Annotated in this window: 14 protein-coding genes and 1 pseudogene; 6 read left to right on the forward strand and 9 right to left on the reverse strand. The window is 37.3% G+C overall.

Features of this window, described 5'->3' with window-relative positions; all coding sequences use genetic code 11:
• From ACJROP_RS11620 to ACJROP_RS11635, 4 genes and pseudogenes are all read right to left on the reverse strand, one after another.
• A pseudogene (locus ACJROP_RS11620) lies at nucleotides 1–183 on the reverse strand (hypothetical protein); the annotation flags it as partial.
• Nucleotides 184–1,181: 998 nt separating this feature from the next.
• A complete protein-coding gene (locus tag ACJROP_RS11625; protein ID WP_406535630.1) occupies nucleotides 1,182–1,469 on the reverse strand; it encodes a hypothetical protein in 288 nt (95 codons plus the stop codon).
• A gap of 207 nt (nucleotides 1,470–1,676) precedes the next feature.
• On the reverse strand, nucleotides 1,677–2,300 hold the full coding sequence (locus ACJROP_RS11630) for an energy-coupling factor ABC transporter permease (RefSeq protein ID WP_406535631.1): 624 nt from the start codon (nucleotides 2,298–2,300) through the stop codon (nucleotides 1,677–1,679).
• Between the two features lie 8 nt (nucleotides 2,301–2,308).
• Nucleotides 2,309–2,860 (reverse strand): hypothetical protein, encoded by a 552-nt coding sequence (locus ACJROP_RS11635; RefSeq protein WP_406535632.1) that lies wholly within the window; start codon nucleotides 2,858–2,860, stop codon nucleotides 2,309–2,311.
• A 279-nt stretch (nucleotides 2,861–3,139) separates the two neighbouring features.
• Between ACJROP_RS11635 and ACJROP_RS11640 the strand changes: the two genes are divergently transcribed.
• From ACJROP_RS11640 to ACJROP_RS11655, 4 genes are all read left to right on the forward strand, one after another.
• Nucleotides 3,140–5,422 carry a hypothetical protein gene (locus tag ACJROP_RS11640; RefSeq protein ID WP_406535633.1) on the forward strand — a complete coding sequence of 761 codons (2,283 nt, stop codon included), beginning with the start codon at nucleotides 3,140–3,142 and terminating at the stop codon, nucleotides 5,420–5,422.
• A 90-nt stretch (nucleotides 5,423–5,512) separates the two neighbouring features.
• Nucleotides 5,513–7,486 (forward strand): Ig-like domain-containing protein, encoded by a 1,974-nt coding sequence (locus ACJROP_RS11645; RefSeq protein WP_406535634.1) that lies wholly within the window; start codon nucleotides 5,513–5,515, stop codon nucleotides 7,484–7,486.
• A 261-nt stretch (nucleotides 7,487–7,747) separates the two neighbouring features.
• Nucleotides 7,748–11,557, forward strand: coding sequence for an Ig-like domain-containing protein (locus tag ACJROP_RS11650; protein ID WP_406535635.1), 3,810 nt, complete (start codon nucleotides 7,748–7,750; stop codon nucleotides 11,555–11,557).
• A 172-nt stretch (nucleotides 11,558–11,729) separates the two neighbouring features.
• Nucleotides 11,730–12,689 carry a hypothetical protein gene (locus ACJROP_RS11655; protein WP_406535636.1) on the forward strand — a complete coding sequence of 320 codons (960 nt, stop codon included), beginning with the start codon at nucleotides 11,730–11,732 and terminating at the stop codon, nucleotides 12,687–12,689.
• A gap of 108 nt (nucleotides 12,690–12,797) precedes the next feature.
• Here the strand turns inward: ACJROP_RS11655 and dmpI are convergent, their stop codons facing one another.
• On the reverse strand, nucleotides 12,798–12,986 hold the full coding sequence (gene dmpI, locus ACJROP_RS11660) for a 4-oxalocrotonate tautomerase DmpI (RefSeq protein WP_406535637.1): 189 nt from the start codon (nucleotides 12,984–12,986) through the stop codon (nucleotides 12,798–12,800).
• 65 nt (nucleotides 12,987–13,051) lie between these two features.
• Between dmpI and ACJROP_RS11665 the strand changes: the two genes are divergently transcribed.
• On the forward strand, nucleotides 13,052–13,510 hold the full coding sequence (locus ACJROP_RS11665) for a dCTP deaminase domain-containing protein (RefSeq protein ID WP_406535638.1): 459 nt from the start codon (nucleotides 13,052–13,054) through the stop codon (nucleotides 13,508–13,510).
• The gene (locus tag ACJROP_RS11670) at nucleotides 13,507–15,039 is read left to right on the forward strand and encodes a thiamine pyrophosphate-binding protein (protein ID WP_406535639.1); all 1,533 of its coding nucleotides are present in this window, start codon (nucleotides 13,507–13,509) and stop codon (nucleotides 15,037–15,039) included. Before ACJROP_RS11665 ends, ACJROP_RS11670 begins: the two co-directional genes overlap by 4 nt.
• On the opposite strand, the gene ACJROP_RS11675 is transcribed toward ACJROP_RS11670, so the two are convergent.
• The 4 genes from ACJROP_RS11675 to ACJROP_RS11690 all read right to left on the reverse strand — a co-directional run.
• On the reverse strand, nucleotides 15,002–15,289 hold the full coding sequence (locus tag ACJROP_RS11675; RefSeq protein ID WP_406535640.1) for a hypothetical protein: 288 nt from the start codon (nucleotides 15,287–15,289) through the stop codon (nucleotides 15,002–15,004). The genes ACJROP_RS11670 and ACJROP_RS11675 overlap by 38 nt on opposite strands.
• Nucleotides 15,282–15,866, reverse strand: a complete 585-nt coding sequence (locus tag ACJROP_RS11680) for a DUF2953 domain-containing protein (RefSeq protein ID WP_406535641.1) — start codon at nucleotides 15,864–15,866, stop codon at nucleotides 15,282–15,284. The genes ACJROP_RS11675 and ACJROP_RS11680 overlap by 8 nt, the downstream gene beginning before the upstream one ends.
• A gap of 8 nt (nucleotides 15,867–15,874) precedes the next feature.
• Complete coding sequence (locus tag ACJROP_RS11685) at nucleotides 15,875–16,294, reverse strand: GerW family sporulation protein (protein WP_406535642.1); 420 nt, start codon at nucleotides 16,292–16,294, stop codon at nucleotides 15,875–15,877.
• A 435-nt stretch (nucleotides 16,295–16,729) separates the two neighbouring features.
• The coding region (locus tag ACJROP_RS11690; protein WP_406535643.1) for a pyridoxal-phosphate-dependent aminotransferase family protein at nucleotides 16,730–17,749 on the reverse strand (1,020 nt) is incomplete at its 5' end.

Consider the following 17,749-nt stretch of genomic DNA (forward strand, 5'->3'; position numbering starts at 1 on the left):
GGACAGCACCGTATCATCAGCGCTGGTCTCTAAAACTTCGTCTGCCAATGCTTCCTGAACCGAATCATCGGCTTCGTCTGCTGCCAGACCATCTGCAGTTGCATTGTCGGCTGCGCTTACAGCTCCAAATGCAAGGATAGCCAGCAATATCAAACTAACTAAAAAAATCTTTTCATGCTTCATATGATAGTTTTTATAAAAGAGCATTTATAAGGAAGTATTATCAAATTAAGAATATTTTTCATGCAATAATGCCGATTTTATGCAGTTTTGGTGTTTTTTCTAAATGCAGGGATTCGGCATTTATTGGGCGACTCCTATTTCATCAATGATAAAAAGTAAGATATATATTACATTTTTTCTTTCACATCGAAAATTTTTAAAAATTTTCCACATTTTCGATTCTAAAATTCAATTAATTTTTTTTCACCAATTTGCACAGTTTATGGGAATATTTTTCAAAATGCCCTTTTGATTGCCACTTCCTTGAAAAGGATTTTTTTACAGTAATTTAAAAAAGCTCCTAAAAAATCAATTTTTCAATGTATTTTTCACAGTTTTTTAAATCAGATATGAATGTCTAATCCAAAACTTATTTCACCAGGATTCATATTCCAATTTCAAATTTTGAGGATTTCATATTTTCATGCCTCTAAAATCAGCATTCACGATTATGAAATCACATTACTATCGACGTAATATATTTTTTACTAAAAATTCAAAAATCGTCATTTTAATCAAAAAACAGTTTTCCAGCAGCTATCTCCAACAACAAAAAGAACTCACAATCAAAACAGATTGAAATCAGATTGCTGTTTCTGAAATCAGATTTAAATTGCTAATAAAGAGTTATTGTAAGAATTTCAATTGCCAGTAAGTCCATATTTTTACCACATTTCAAACATTCAAAAGCATTTTTTCCCAGTTTATAAATCAAGTAATAAAAAGTTAAAAATCTTTAATGTTAAGTGATTTTCAGCGCTGATTTTCATATTCTATGGATTTATTCAAAAAAGACCCAATATTTTAAAGTTACACTTGAAATGCACCTCTAAGCCATGCTATATTGCAAGTATAAACTGCACATGTTCTAGGCCATGCATGTCAAAAAAACATCTTCATTTTCTAAAGATTGAAAAAATCAGCAAAAATTAAAAAAAGTAGGAAGTTAAAAATTCCCTTCATTTCTTGTTTTTCATAATGAATACGCCACCGATCAGTCCGATTATGGCACCGATTACCGCTCCGACAATCAGTGGTGTTGTAAAGTCGTCGGATCCGCCGTTCACATCAATCTCAACGAGCTTTTGTGCGTTTGCGCTGATTGATGCATTATCATCATCGCTTACGATGACCCTGTCTTTCAGTTCAGGGTGCTCATCAAGATAAGCGTTCACGGTGTCCTGATAGGAAATTGCCAATATCCTTTTGTTTGGATTTGACAGGGCATGTTCCATCTGGTGTTCCACGTCCCCTTCGGAGACGAACTTGTAGACCTTCACGTCAAGGCCCAGATCATCGACTATCGCCTTTGCGGCAATTCCATTGCTTTCGTTTGCCATGATCATGGTGTCTTCAGTCAGGTCGGCGCCATGTGCGTTCACGGCAGATATTCCAATGAATAACATTAAAGCTATTATCAATACTGCATAGATTCTTTTCATTTAACCACTCTCTCATACTTTTTCGATTTCCAGAATGCTTCTGTTTGTTTTTGATATAAATTTGATTATTATGACGTTGATTACCCCTTCGATTACTGCAATCATCAGGTAATATGGCAATAAGCTTCCAAGGAGCACTTCAAAGCTTGTTGTTTTTGCAAATGTCAATATAAGTATCTGCGCCATTGTGGCTGCAAGGATTCCAGCCATTGTTGATATGACTATTGCAAGGTCCTCGTTGACATTCACAAGCAGCACATAGACCGCATAGACGACAACGCTCAAGATTATTCCCATGTCCAGCACGTTGATTCCAAGTGTTGTAACGCCACCCATTCCGAATCCCAGGGCCTGAACCAGCAGCGCCAGGAACGAAACCAGTGAAGCGTTATATGGTCCAAGAAGTATCACGACCAGGGGGATTACGAAAAAGTGCATCGGTATGCCTATCGGCGATGGGATCGTTATTGTCGTTGCAACCACGGCAACTGCAGTTAAAATCCCGCTCAGCACTAGTCTTTTTTCCATGTCCGCTTTTCTTGAAAGCTTGAAGGAGAAATAGCTTAAAATTATAAGGCTTGCGATTAGATAAATCATGGCCTGGTCAAAAGGTATTAAACCGTCGGGTATGTGCATCTTTCCACCTATCTTTTGAATTTGATGTATCCAATCACTGCAGCCACTATTATCAGGCCAATCAGCGCTATAGGGGTATAATCGGCATGGTCTTCAACAACTTCTGTGACATTTTCAGTAACGTTTTCTGTCTCGTTTGTTGCATTTGTAGCATTTGCCGCATCATTAGTCAGATTGGCATTGTCATCAACCCTTTCAACTTCACTTACGGAACTTTGGGAATAGTCGCTTGATGAGTACTGGCCGGATGATGATGAGCTTGAAGGGGAGCTTGACTTGCTGCTGGATGAACTGCCTGAACTGCTGGCAGAAGATCCGGTATCCTTGGTCTGTGCGCTTGACTGTGAACTGCTGCTGCTTTCACTTTTAGCAGGAGCGGAATCATCAGATAAGCTGGCAGATGATGATGAAGAATCGCTTTCCGCTTCAACAACATCAGTAGTAGTTATCTCTTCAGGGTCATGTCCGCCTTCGTGGCCCGGATGGGCAAAGGCCATGCCGAAAGCCGAAACGATTAAAATAAATGTTAACAATACAAGTAATATTTTTTCTCTTTTCATTCTACCACCTAAAAAATAGGAAATCATCTCTACTTTTTACCATAGCATTCTTTATAGTAATAATTATTTAAAATTTTTTAATATTTTTTTGACGGTTTTTTGAACGAACTTTCAATATTTACGTTAAATATTAATAATTTTCATTTGTGGACGGTTATTCTTAACATCTGTTTATTTAGTAAAAAATATATTGCATTTATTAGTAATAATTGCGGTCGCTTTGGAATGTTAAATTATATATTATGGCATGTTAATAATATAGGGTATAGGTGATTTAATATGAAATTTAATAAATTGCTGATATTATCGATTCTGCTTCTGGCTGTTTTGACAATCGCAGCGGTCAGCGCAAATGATAATATGACAAATGAGGTGACTTCAACCGATGAGACAATCTCAACTGACGAGGTAATTTCAACTGATGAGGCATCTCAAGATGCTTTAAGCGAAACCATTCCGCATGCTCTTGAAGGCGATGACTGGCCTTCGGAAATTGAAGTGGGATTCAATCATAGAAGTGATGAAGTCCTGAAAGACAATCCGGTCTATTTTTCCGCAACCCTTTTTTCCGGAAAAATTGATGTCAGCATTGACGGTAAACAAAGGACCTCAACACTCCTGGGTGAAGATGAGGTGGATGCTGCATACAGCGTCCCTACAACCGGCCTTGGTCTGGGAGAACACATCTTGAATGTAAAGCTCTCCGGCAGCTCTTACTATGCCGGTGCAAATAGGAATTTCACATTCTTCATCAAGGACATAATCGTCAATGTTCCTGAAAGCGTTAATGTGGAAGACGATTATGGAACCGACATGTACGTGGGAGTTAACTCTGAAGATTCAGGCAGATTGGTTGTGGTAATTGACGGTGCGACCTGCATTGATGATACCGGAAAAAAATTTAGCAAAAATTATAATTTAAACAAGTTAAGTGCTTTCGACAATCCTCATATCATCAAGGTAACCTATACTACCGCAAAGGGAGTCATCTATGATAAGACTTTCACAGTCAATGCTACATATTTCCAGTTGCAGGACAGGGATCTCAGATATCATCTGGATCAATCATCATATGGTTTTTCCGTTCCGGAAGGATTTGATAAAGCTAAATTGCATGTAAAAATTGACGATAAGGCATATAACTTCACTGAGCGGTATAAGGATTCCGGTTATTATAACGTAGACATTGGCAATTTAGGTTTGGGCAATCATTCCCTAGTAGTTTCCTATGACGGAGACAATAAGTTCGCCCCATGCTCTGCAAGCGCAACAATAACAGTCTATCCGTGGATTCGTTTTTCCGATGACTACATAACCATCGACAAAAAGATTGATGTATCTTCACAAATTCCGAATTCAAACTGCACTTTAAGCGTATACGTTGACGGGCAGCTATATTGCTCAACATCATTCAATAATGGCCATGCTTCTGTTGTGGGCATCAGCGGCCTAAAGGTCGGGGCACATAAAATCCGTGCAGACATAACAGGGGACTACAACTATACATACACCAAAGGTGTCTATGTCTATGTTGATATTAAAGGGCCGGGATTATTGAATGTCGGTGAAAGCGGAAACTTTATCGTAAACTTCCCGAATGCCAACGGCAAGCTGACTGTTGATTTTGGAAACGTGAAGGTTACAGGACAATTCATCAATGGAACCGCCAATATCAAAATACCTTCCACTTTGAAGGTGGGCCATCATGACGTATATTTCATTTACAATGACGGGAACAATTCATTCAACGTATCTGAATCACTGTACATAGAGCCTGTATTCAATGTGCCGAAAACAGTAACCAACGGCAACGGAGTCATTTATATGACCTTGCCTTACGATGAACCTAACGGCAAATTAGTTGTCGAAATCTACAATAAAAAGGACAAATATGTTTTATCATCCAAGTTCGTAAATAAAAAGGCGTCCATTTCATTAGCAAGCATTAATGGGGGATCTTACACTGTTTTCCCAAAATACTTTGATGGTTCTGAATGGTCATACCACGGCACTTTGGATATGACAGTCAACAACAATAAGATAACCGCAAGTGACTTGACAATGTATTACGCAAGCTCAAGCGCCTTCAAGGTTAAGGTAACCGATTACAAAGGCAATATAGTCAAAAGCAAATACGTCAAGTTCTACATCGACGGCAAATACGTCAAAAAGGTCAAGACCAGCAAGAAAGGCTATGCAACCTTGAAAATCGGAAAGGCTCCGGGTTCCTATAAAATCACAGTAAAATACGGCAAAGTCCAAATTACAAGAAACTTGACAGTAAAACACGCAGTAACCCTTAAAACAGTAACAGTCAAAAAATCAGCCAAAAAACTGGTTTTAAAAGCCACTCTCAAAGCGGGCAAAAAGGCCTTGAAAAACAAAAAAGTTACCTTCAAGTTCAATGGAAAAACCTACAAGGTAAAAACCAACAAGAAAGGTATTGCAAAAGTTACCATTAAAAAGGCTGTATTGAAAAAGCTTAAAGTTGGAAAAACTGTAAAGTATCAGGCTACTTATGGCAAGGATACTGTCAAAAAATCAACTATTGTTAAAAAATAGGGATTAGTTTCCCTATTACTTTTTTTATTTTTTATTCTAAACAGCATGTAATATATACCATATTTTACATAATAATATCTAGTGTTAATTATGAAGTTAAATAAGCCAGCAATCCTTTCAATGTTCATTTTTGCTATTCTTCTTTTAGGTGCCGTCAGCGCTGAAGACAACGCCACACTGACGGATGGCGAAATAGCTCAGGACATTAATGTAACATTCCCGGAAAAGGTTTACAAAGAAGATCCGGTTGATATTGATGTGAATCTGCCGGATAATGCTGAAGGAAATCTTAAGGCAACGGTTGATGATGTTGAAATCTACAATGAAAACATCACAAACAGGTCAGTAAAGATTCCCGTTACCATTCCAGCATCCAAGCTGCCGTATATTGCGGTAAACAGGATGTCCGACTACACCCCCCACAAAATCGGGCTCTTCTACAATGATATTGCGCTTAACCTGACACACGATTTGAAGCTCATGAACTACAAACAGGACCATGACTATGGATGCGGCATTCCTCAGGAAATCCTGCAGGATGACAATTCCCATTATCAGTCCACATCACTGATTTTCCCATATTCGGCAAAGGGAACCGTGGAAGTCTATATTGACGGCAGTTTCTCAGAAAGACTCAATACCACAACATTCACTTTCCTTGACCTATCCAAATTCAATTCATTAAGTTTGGGAAATCATACCGTAAGGATAGTCTATTCAGGCGATGACTACTACCTGGCTTCAGACAGGACATATAATTTCACAGTGGTCGACATGCTGATTCAGATTCCAAAAAACATCATACTTGAGCATGATGACTGTTTGACCGCAAAGACACTAAAAAATACTGGCGGAACCTTAAAGGTTTATGTCGATTCCAAATTGGTCATTTCAAAAAAATTGGACAAAAACGGCGAGTTTCTGGAGTCCCTGTTCAAATATGTAAAATGCGGCCAGCAGGAAATTGAAGTCAGATACACTGCAGGTGAATTTTCAAGATCCAAAAAGGTATTGGTCAATGTAAGCTATTATGTTGACTGCTGGGGAACCGGTTTTACCTATGGAATGGAAGAGGATGTCATAATCATCGTTCCGACAGATTTCAACAAGAAACTGATTACCATTACAATCGACGGCGTAAAATACGACAAGTTTACAATTGACGATTCCGGTTGGATTGAACTGGACACATCCAAATTAAGCGCAGGAAACCATACCCTTCACTTTAACTTCAAAGGCGATGAAAAGTACAACAGCTACACTTTAACCCATAATTTCACAATTTTGTATAGGATAATATGTCCTGACTGGTATGCCGATGACTACTCGAAGGTCACTCTTATTTTGCCAAGCACTGCAAAAGGAAGCCTAGAAGTCTACATTGACGGAAAACTCTTCAAAAGCCAAAAGCTCGTATCAGGAAAAGCTTCAATTGACCTTGAGGGTCTGAAAAGCGGAGACCATGATATCTCTGCAAGATACACAGGCACAGACTTTAAGGTTGATGAGGTTTCAACAAGCATCGAGGTTCCTGCAAAGCCAACAATCAAGGCCAGCAACAAAAAGGTCTACTACACAGACAACTCCAAATACACAGTCAAAATCATCCTTGAGGGCAAGGCCGATGACGATGCATATGTATTGATTAAGGTTGGCGGAAAGACATTTGAAAGATATACGAACAGCAAAGGAATCGTAACTATCAAATTGCCTAAATTAAAGCCGGGCAAATACAAGATAACCATTTGGTGCAAGGACGTTAAGGTGACCAAAACACTTACAGTTAAAAATATCTTAACCTTGAAGACAGTAAAAATCAAAAAGTCCGCCAAAAAGTTGGTATTGAAGGCAACCCTTAAGAAAGGCAAAAAAGCCATTAAGGGCAAGTATGTCACTTTTAAGTTTAAAGGTAAAACCTATAAGGTAAAAACCAACAAAAAGGGAGTTGCAAAGCTAACCATTAAGAAATCAGTCCTGAAAAAGCTTAAGGTAGGCAAAAAATACACCTATAAGGTAAGCTATTTAAAGGCTTCCGTTAAGAAAACTGCCAAGGTTAGAAGATAGGGATTCATTTTCCATATTATTTTTTTTAACCAAAGTCAAATGTTTTCAAGTAAATTAATTTTAACATTCAATTTTTGCACATTTGTATAAAAATTATTATTTTTTCAAAACATTATATATTTTATAGTTAATTTTTAATTATTTTGTCTTATTTTTTTAAATTAAACATTATTTTTTTTCACTTTAAATTTATATGTTATGTAATAAATATATAATAACACTATTCAAGTTGAATATAACAATTTTAATGAGGGTATTATTTTGAAGTTAAATAAGATTATGATAGTCAGTTTCGTTCTGCTGGCTATTTTAACTTTGGGAGTTGTTAGTGCAACAGATAACCTAACAGCAAGTGAAACGCCTGATTTGGATGAATTGGGTGTAAGTGATGCTGATGTTCCCATGGAAGAGGATGTCGGTGAAGAAATTGGTGATGAATTTGAAGAAGAATATAGGGAGTATGTGGACTATTACAGTTCATGTCCTGATGAATACCTTATAGGGGATGATACACGTATTGGAATGGGTATCGAATATAGTGTTTCCGGTAATGTATCCATTGTCCTTGATGGGGATGAAGTATACAATCAACCTGTAATTAAATATTATGAAGATCCTGATGGTCCGTCATCTGGTGGTAATTACATTTATCTGAATGAATTTGATAATCTGGATATCGGAATGCATGATTATAAGATAAGATATACCGGTGATGATTACTATCGTCCAACAACATTGGAAGGCAGTTTTGAAGCAGCCTACATTAAGATTGATGTTCCAGATGAAGTGGTAATCGGATCTGATTTTGATGATAATGACCATATTACAATTAAATTGGCCTGCAATGCAACAGGAAATATAAACGTTTTAATCGATGATGAGTTGTTCTATTCCAAATCTGTTTCTCAAGCAAGGGAAGATGACAACGATTGGATTCTTATATATTTGGATAATTTAACATTTGGCACTCATAATTATATTGTTTCCTATTTCGGAGGCAATTATGATAATGTAAATGAATCCGGCGAATTTAGCATGTCCTATTACTTTGATGCCCACTGTGACGGATATGATCATATTGAAATAGGTGATGAGACAACTGTATATGTCATGTTGCCTAGCGACTTTTCATCCGTTCCTATTGCAAAGCTTAACAATAAAACATATGAATTTGAAGCGCATGATGACTATTGCTCACTGACTTTAAGTGATTTCACTCTTGGTGAAAATATAGTTCAGGTTTCATATCAGGATGAAAAATATCCTTTGGTAACAAAAAACGTCTCAATTTATGTTGACTATATTTTTAATGCTCCATATCATATAAGTTGGAATAGTGGAGACTCATTTTACATGAGATTGCCTCGCGATGCAAAAGGCAATCTGACTTTATATGAAAGAGGAGAATATGATGGAGAAAATGGAACTTATATGGCCAGTGATTTATTCAGAACTGTAAGTTTCAATAATGGTGAAGCATCAATTTCATTGTCTGATTTGCCATTAGGGGAATATTCATTTGTCGTCAAATATGAAGGTGATGATTATGAAATTGAAGATGTGTATAAGTTTATTCATGTTATTCCAAATGTAGTTTATCCTGCTGCGGTATACATAGAAGATGATTGCCAGCTCTCTGTTGAATCACCTGAAGATGCAATGGGTAATTTAAACATTACTATCTACTCCGGACATCGAGGAAATTATGATTACGATGATGAGGAGCTTCAATTTGTCTGTGAATTATATGAGGGTCCTGCTAAAGGTATTGTAACCCGTAACTTACCGAATTTGGATGTTGGTTATTATACTATTATTGTTAAATATATTGAGGGAAGTAAGCCAGTTCCTAGTTTAAGTTATCCTTTCTCTGTTAGGGATGTTCTCCCTAACTGGACCATGGAAGTTAACTTCCCTGATGTAGTGGTCATAAGGCAGGATTATGAGAATATTATATATTACTGTCCTAGCAATGTGCCTAGCGGTGCTGATGGTAGATTAAGACTTTTCATTGATGGTCAATACCAAGATTCTGTTAACTTTAAAAATTGGGACTATTACGGTGATGAATATTGGTATGATGGCTTATCCTTTGGAACTCATACATGGGAACTTAAATACTCTGAAGACAGCTATTATTCCCCAACCTCTCTCAACGGCACTTTTGAAGTGACCTGGGTAATGATTCCTGAAGAAATCGAAGGTGAATATGATGCAGAAATATACCTTGGATATTCCGCAACAGGCAATGTGACAGTATACCTTGACGGTGAAAAATATCTAACTGAATTTTTGGAGGATGGTGAAGCAACTCTCGAATTTAATGATTTGGAGTTATATAAAACCTACAATTATGAAATTGTCTATTCCGGTGATGAAGGCCATGAGCAATTAACCAAAACAGGATCATTTACAGTAACTTACTTGTTTGATGCGGAGTTCCCGTATGGCGGATTGGATACCGGCTATTTAAACAACTACGAGTTCTATATTTACTTGCCTGATGATGCAAATGGAAATGTGACTGCAGTCGTTAACAATAATACTTTCGAAGCAGAGGTCATTGAAGGTAAAGCCATTTTAATCCTCACAGGAATGGAAGAGTGCAATTCCTATGATATAACAGTTAAATATAATGGTGATGAAAAATATGCGGCCCGTGAAAAGGTATTCACCGTTTGGATTGATGGTTATTTTATACGCTCTGATTATGAAGCAAATAATTTAACTTATGTCGCCTTGGACTTGCCTAGCGATGCAAGCGGTAATCTGATAGTAAGGATAAATGATGAATTCTATGAATCCGCATCATTGGTAGATGGATTTGCAAAGATATTTATTGATGATTTGCCATTGGGTTATAGCAAGATTTTCGCAAGCTATGATAGTGAAGACTATGATGTAAATAATTATTGGTTGGATTTCGCAAAATTGCCTGAAATGAACATTACTACTGAAATAACTGAAGGCGATGACTGTGAAATAGCAATAAGATTGCCAAATGCAACAGGACAATTGGAAATCTATGTTGATTATGAATTATATGATACCTATGATGTAATTGATGGTATGGTGACTGCAACCATATCTGATTTGGAATCTGACGAACATACAATCACATTTAACTACCTCGGTGATGAATATTATCATCTTTTCACTTCCTACTATTCTTATGATGAAGGTTATGAAGACTCCGAACCTGTGGAATTCCATGTTTATGTCAGCGATGGAACCGGTGGAGATGCAAATTCATCTAATGTTAGTGAAGATAAGGTTCAAGTTTCTAATGAGTCCATTCCATTAGGCAATACAGCTGAATCCAAAGCTCCAACCTACTCAATTGACTTGCCAGAAGACGCAACCGGTACTTTAACAGTAACTATCGGCAATAAAAACTACACTGCAGATGTAGTTAAGGGTAAAGCAAGCGTAACTGTTGATGATTTGCCTGCAGGTGATTATGAAGTTACTATTGCCTATTCCGGTGATGCCAAATATTCATCTATTGTTCAAAAAACCAATACAAAGGTGGTAGTTGATCCAGTAATTGTTGCAAAGCAAACAACCGCATTATACACAGCCAAATACTCAGTAACTGTTTATGGAAAGGATGGTAAGGTTGCAAGTGGCGCAAGTGTTGCATTCTCAATCAATGGAGTAACTGTTAAAACCGTTATAGCAGATTCAAACGGTGTTGCCAGCTTCAACATTCCATCCAAATACATACCTAAAAAATACACCATAACAGCAACAGCTTTAGGAAAATCCGCATCCAAAACAGTAACAGTAAAACAAATTTTAAAAGTGAAAGCATTTAAAATTAAAAAATCCGCTAAAAAAGTGGTTGTAACTGCAACACTTAAAAAGGTAGATGGAAAATACATCAAAGGCAAATATATAAGACTTAAAATCAATGGTAAAACAATCAAAGCAAAAACCAACAAAAAAGGTGTTGCAAAGCTAACCATTAAAAAATCAGTTCTTAAAAAGCTCAAAGCCGGTAAAAAATATAAATATACAGTTACTTACTTGAAAACCACTGTTAAAAAAACTGTTAAAGTTAAAAAATAGGGATTAAATTCTCTATTTTTTCTTATTTTTTTTAAAGCTAATCTTATATTATGCTTTAAAATCAGTTCGCTCTTTTTTTTTAGTCTGTTTATACTTATGTGAACACATTCTTTATTTTTATATTTTTCATTGACAAAGGGATATATTTTTGTCATAATTTTATATTTTATTAATGACAAATATATCTCTGATGAGTGAAAAATACATTAGGGAAAATAGGAATTCATTCAATATAGTTAAAAGTTCTAAGATTTATGCTAAAACCACAACTTTGGATGAAGCCATTTTCATTCGCGATTTGCTGATTGAGAACAATTGGGATTTGGATGAGATTCCCCAAATAGTTAAAAAGGACGATAATTACCTTGTTTTAGCCGTATTTGATGAAAAGCTTCATCTGATATGCAAGTATAAGATCCGCCCTAACGATATAACAATCAGAAAACACATCAAAAAATTCAAAAGAAATCCGAATAACTCCAAATATGGATTGAACATCACAAAGGTCTTCGACACATACGTAATCAAAAAGCAGATTGCAGGCGATGATTACATCTTCGGCTATTATGATAATCTAAATGATGCGCAATTCGTGAGGAATTTCCTTTTGGAGCATCAGTGGAATGTTGATAAATTCAATAAAGTGGAATATGACGATGAAACACATGCATACAAGCTGGTCAGCGTAATTGACGATAAGGTCTATGTCATCGACACTTTCCTTTCAAAAGACAACATCGACTTTGAAAAGTCATATGAGAAATTTTTAGCGAAGATATCCAAGCACAAATACGGGCTTTCAAACTATCCGCATCTGGATCTGCTGAAGGATAAGGTTCCAGAGCTGGAGAAAAGGTTCCAGGTTCGTACAAAAGACAGCGTATGGTCCTTCAACAGCATCAACGATGAGGAATCCATCCTAAGCCAGGTTATCTTCAATCTGACTCCTTTCCAGAAGAGCGTTTATGATGCAATCGATGAAGACACATCACTTGAAGAAATCGAAAGATCACTTATAAGGTATAAGTCAGGAAATTTCACTCAAAAAATTCTGAAAAACATAGATGAACTTACGGAACGCGAACTGATTGAAAGGACAGGTGACGGCACATTCACCAAAACAAACTTATAAATATTGCGCAATACAATATTTAATTGTATTCATTAGATTGAATACAAGTTCTTTTTTGGTTTGAACTTTAATGGGGAGTGAAATTATCTCCCCTATCAATTAAAATTCTTATTTTCTATCGCTTAAAAGCTCACCGGCCACTCCAATGCTTTCTTTTGGATAGGCTTGGACAAGCACAGTTATAGCTTCTATAGGCAAGTCGTATGCATCCGCTACAACTTCAGATACTTTTTTAACCATTTCTCTTTTCTTTTCAACACTGATTCCATCATTTCCACCAATAGTTATTATAGGCATTTTTTATCACCATTTAAAATTTATAACATAGTTAGTATAAATAAATTATTAAAGGATTTGATAATATGCTCGGTGAAGAAGAACTTGTTAAGCTATTTCCGGATTTCGCTGATTTGGTTCAGCCTTCCGGAATCGATTTGGAGTTAGATAAAGTTTACATTCAAAAGACTGCCGGTTCACTAATCGACAATGAAAAGAACCTGCCTGAAATCGAAGAGCTTGAAGGTGACGTATACACCCTAAAGCCACATACAGCATATCTTGCAAGCATCAAAAGGAAAATCAAAATCCCTAAGGGATACACAATGCTTTACCTTCCAAGGTCTACCCTTTTGAGGTCATTCGTTTCTGTTCAGACCGCTGTCGGAGACCCTGGATTTTATGGAACATTGATGTTTTTGCTTTGCAATCATGGGGACTTTGAATACAGGATAAAATCCGGTGACAGAATCGCTCAAGCGGTCGTATTCCCGGTTGAAGGTTCAGGCGAGTATAATGGGTCTTATCAAGAGGTGGAAGAGTGAATGTAGCCTCAGGCATTGTCAAGATCCTTGAAGAGGAAGGAATTCAGGACGTGTTTGGAATTCCGGGCGAGCAGATAATGCCTCTTTACAAGGCGCTTTCCACTTCAAACATCAATCATATCCTGACAAGGCATGAGCAGGCAGCCGCACATGCCGCCGATGGATTTGCAAGGTCAAGCGGCAAAATCGGAGTCTGCATTGCAACAGCATCGCCGGGAGCATTGAATTTTACAATGGCTCTTGCAACAGCCTTTAAAGACAATATTCCAATTCTTGTCTTGACGGGCGATAACGAGCTGAAGTACCGCGGAACAGATCATTTTCAAACAACTCCTCAAGTCGATATCTTCAAACAGATAACACGGGCATCATACAATCCCCTTAACGGAACCGAGGCAATGTATGTGTTGAGGGCAGCCATTTATGAGCTCAAGACATTTCCAAAAGGGCCGATTCATATCAATCTGTCAAAGGACGTGCTTTTAAGCGAGGACTTTGATGACATTAAGCTATGCTATCTGTGTGAAGAGGACCTTTCCAATTTAGATAATGCTCAGGATTTGATTGATGCATCCGAAAAGCCGCTGTTCATATTGGGGGCAGGAGCGATATCGCAGAAGGAAATGCTTGAGCAGATAGCTATTGAAAATCAAATCCCAGTTACCACAACATTCCACGGCAAAGGAATTATATCAGAAAATGACGATTTGAACCTGGGCCTGATTGGGATACGCTCAACTCCGCGTGCGAAATATGCATTTGATAATGCCGATTGCATCATTGCATTGGGCATAAAAGCCAGTGAAAGGACACTGCCTGAAATTCCGGATAACCTGATTCATGTAAATGTTAATAAGGAAGTTTTAGTTGGAGATTGTCCGATTCATGCTAAGGTTGAGGATTTCCTTGAAGGAATTGACTTTAAAAAGGTTAAATGGCTGAATGAGATATTGGAGATTGACAATAGTCTGGAAATCGCAGGTCTTGATGATGATTTAAAGCCTCAGGCGGCCATTAAAAGAATTCTAGAAAAATACCCGGATAACATCATCGTATCAGATGCCGGTTCACACACCACATGGACTACACTTCTAAAGAAATCCCTAAGGCCAAGGCAGCTATTGTTCTCAGGTGCGATGGCGCCTATGGGTTACGGCCTTCCGGCTTCAATCGGTGCCGGCATTGCAACAGGCGAAAAGGTCATTGTCATCAATGGGGATGGGGATTTTCAGATGAACCTGCAGGAGCTTGCAACAGTTAAGAATCATGATTTGGATATCATCATATTCATTCTAAACAATTCGGAATATGGAATCATAAGGCAATGGGAAGAGGACTTTTATGACATGAATCCCTACCAGGTCAAACTCAAAAATCCCGACTTTGTAAAATTGGCTTCAAGTTATGGAATCGATGCAGTTAAGGTTGATAATCTGGATGACCTGGAATTTATTTTAGGAAAAGACCTGGAAGGACCGTTGGTTGTGGAAGTTATTGTTGCGAGTGAGAACATTCCACTTCCTGAATAATTACATTTTCAACAAATTCTTCTACAATTTCATCTATTTCAACCGCGTGATGTAGGGGGGCCAAGTAATATTCGCCATTTTCTTCATAAATTATTCCGGCAGGTGAAATTTCTGCTGAGGTGAGATTGTCCTTTATGGAGATTAGTTCACTTTTGAATACAAATGTAAGGCCGCATATTTTTTTGAAATGGTAAGTGTCGATTTTTTTAAGCCCTAGACTTTCGCAAATGAAATTTTTCATATCATCCATTTCTAGCACCTCTTATCAATTCGCGAACTTCATTTTTTGAGACTAATTTGATGGCTGGTGGAATTATCTTGAGTAAATTGATGTCAAGCTCATTTTCACCGTTCATATCGAAAACGCTTCCATTAAACGAAGGTTCAGCGCTTAATCTCGCATTTTCATGAGAATTGTTCATGATGAGGAGCAGGCTCCATATGTATCCGATGTATTTTGCGGTATCGACATATGAGTCAAGTCCAAAAATGAGATGATTTTCAAGCTTTTTGACTTTAATGCATTTGTTGAATGATTCCAAAAAGGTCTTAAAGTCTTCAAAACAAGGTTTGGCTAATTCAAATATTTCTTTCATATTTCTGTCTTCACTTTCATCTTCCTCTTCTTCATCTTCTTTTTCATCATCGTCTTTTGAGGGAAATTCAAGTGAATAGACTTTGATTTTCTTTAAAATGAGTATCTTCAAACATCCTTTCAATTCGTTGCCTGTCTTATCGTATATCAGAGCTATTTTAACCCCAATATAAAGCAGAAAAATAATGAAAATGATGATTATTAGAATAATCATCGCTAGGATGCTTAACATATTTGTTCCTATTCGTCGTCTATTTCTACTTTAGTGGTAAATTCAGGTTCGATGTATTCTGATTCATCGTATTCATCGTCAGATTTTCCCATATAATTTTTCACTAAATCGCTTATGATCAAACCTAAATCAGACAATGCCTTGTTGGTTTCATTTCTTTTGCTTAAATCAAGTACGCGAACGCCTTCAGCATCGTTTCCCTTTTTAGGAATGAGCACCATTGAAATAGGTTCCACTCCGGCACCTGCTCCTGCAGCATCGCTTCCTTCTTTGCTGAACATATTTGAGCCGGCTCCGAATCCTACTCCCATCCTCATTACTGGAATTAATATTTTATCTTCGGTTTCAATTGGTTTGCCGATTACATTTTCTACGCTTATAAGTTTATGCAATTCTTCAACAGTTGTTCTAATATTATTCTCAGACATGGTTTCACATCCTATCGTTATATTACCTTTGTTGTTTGTATTTAAAATATTTTTAGTATTCAATTTTACCCGAATTAGTAATACTTTTTTCATATCCGAGACATATTCTTCAAGTGTAACTTTTTTCTTATAACTTTCACACTTGGAAGAGAGAGGTGAATTTCAAGTGTAACTTTTTTCTTATAACTTATACTCCAAAATTCGAGGGGTGCATTTCAAGTGTAAAGTATCACTTATAACTTCTACCATGTAAAATATATATTACTTATAACTTATAGGAGAAAAAATTTCCATGTAAAAAATAGATTACTTATAACTTATAGGGGCAATTTTCGCAGTAAAAAATATATTACTTATAAGTTATTAGACAAGAAAAATTCGTGCAGGTATAACTTATAACCAAGCAAAATTCAAAAAAAGAAAAGATTAACAGAATCATAAATATGATTCTGCGATGGATGCTACACCGGCACCAGCTTCGTCTATTACACCTAAACCTTTTAAAGTCATACCAATTGCGGCAAAGGTTTGAGTTAATTCCTTGTAGGAGATATTTCCCATGTGTCCGATTCTGAAAATATTTCCTTTCAAGTGGTCTTGTCCACCAGCCAACTCAACACCATATTTGTCACGTGTGGTTCCTCTGAATTGGTCATCGGTAATTCCTTCAGGCATTTTAACGGCAGTTACGGTAGCAGAAGATACTGCTTCGTCTGCGAATAATTCCAAACCTAATGCTTTGACAGCTTCTACGCTGGCTTTAGCCGCTTTGTGGTGACGTGCAACCCTATTGTCAAGTCCTTCTTCCATAACCATTTTCAAGGCTTCATTCATTGCATAGGTCAATGATACGGATGGAGTGTATGGGGTTTGAGGAGGCACTTTAGAACCGCTTTTTCTTGCTGCTTTCAAGTCTAAATAGAATGTATTGGTTTCTACCTTTTCAACAGCGGCCCATGCATCGTCACTTAAGGTAATAGCTGCCATTCCAGGTGGTGCAGCCAAACATTTTTGGGATCCGGTAAGACAAACGTCAATGCCGAAGTCTTCAACGTTCACCTTGTCCCCTCCGAGGGAGGATACGGTATCCACGATGTATAATGCGTCATAGTTTTTCATTACTTTACCGATTTCTTCGATAGGTGCAGCCACACCTGTGGAAGTTTCGTTGTGGATTACGCTGACAGCTTTGATGTCTTCATCAGCATCTAAAGCTTCTTTTACTGCTTCAGGTGTTACGGCAGTTCCCCATTCGACCGCCAATTCAGTGGTGTCGATTCCATGAGCCTGAGCTATTTTCATGAAACGTTCACCGAATTTTCCACCTACGACATTCAACATCTTTTCTCCAGGCGCTACGGTATTTGCAATACCTGCTTCCATAGCGGCAGTTCCAGATCCGGTTAATAAATAAGAATCATTTGGGGTTTGGAAAACTTTACTCATCAATTCAGT

The sequence above is a fragment of the Methanobrevibacter sp. genome, assembly GCF_045220775.1.
Classification (GTDB): Archaea; Methanobacteriota; Methanobacteria; order Methanobacteriales; family Methanobacteriaceae; genus Methanocatella.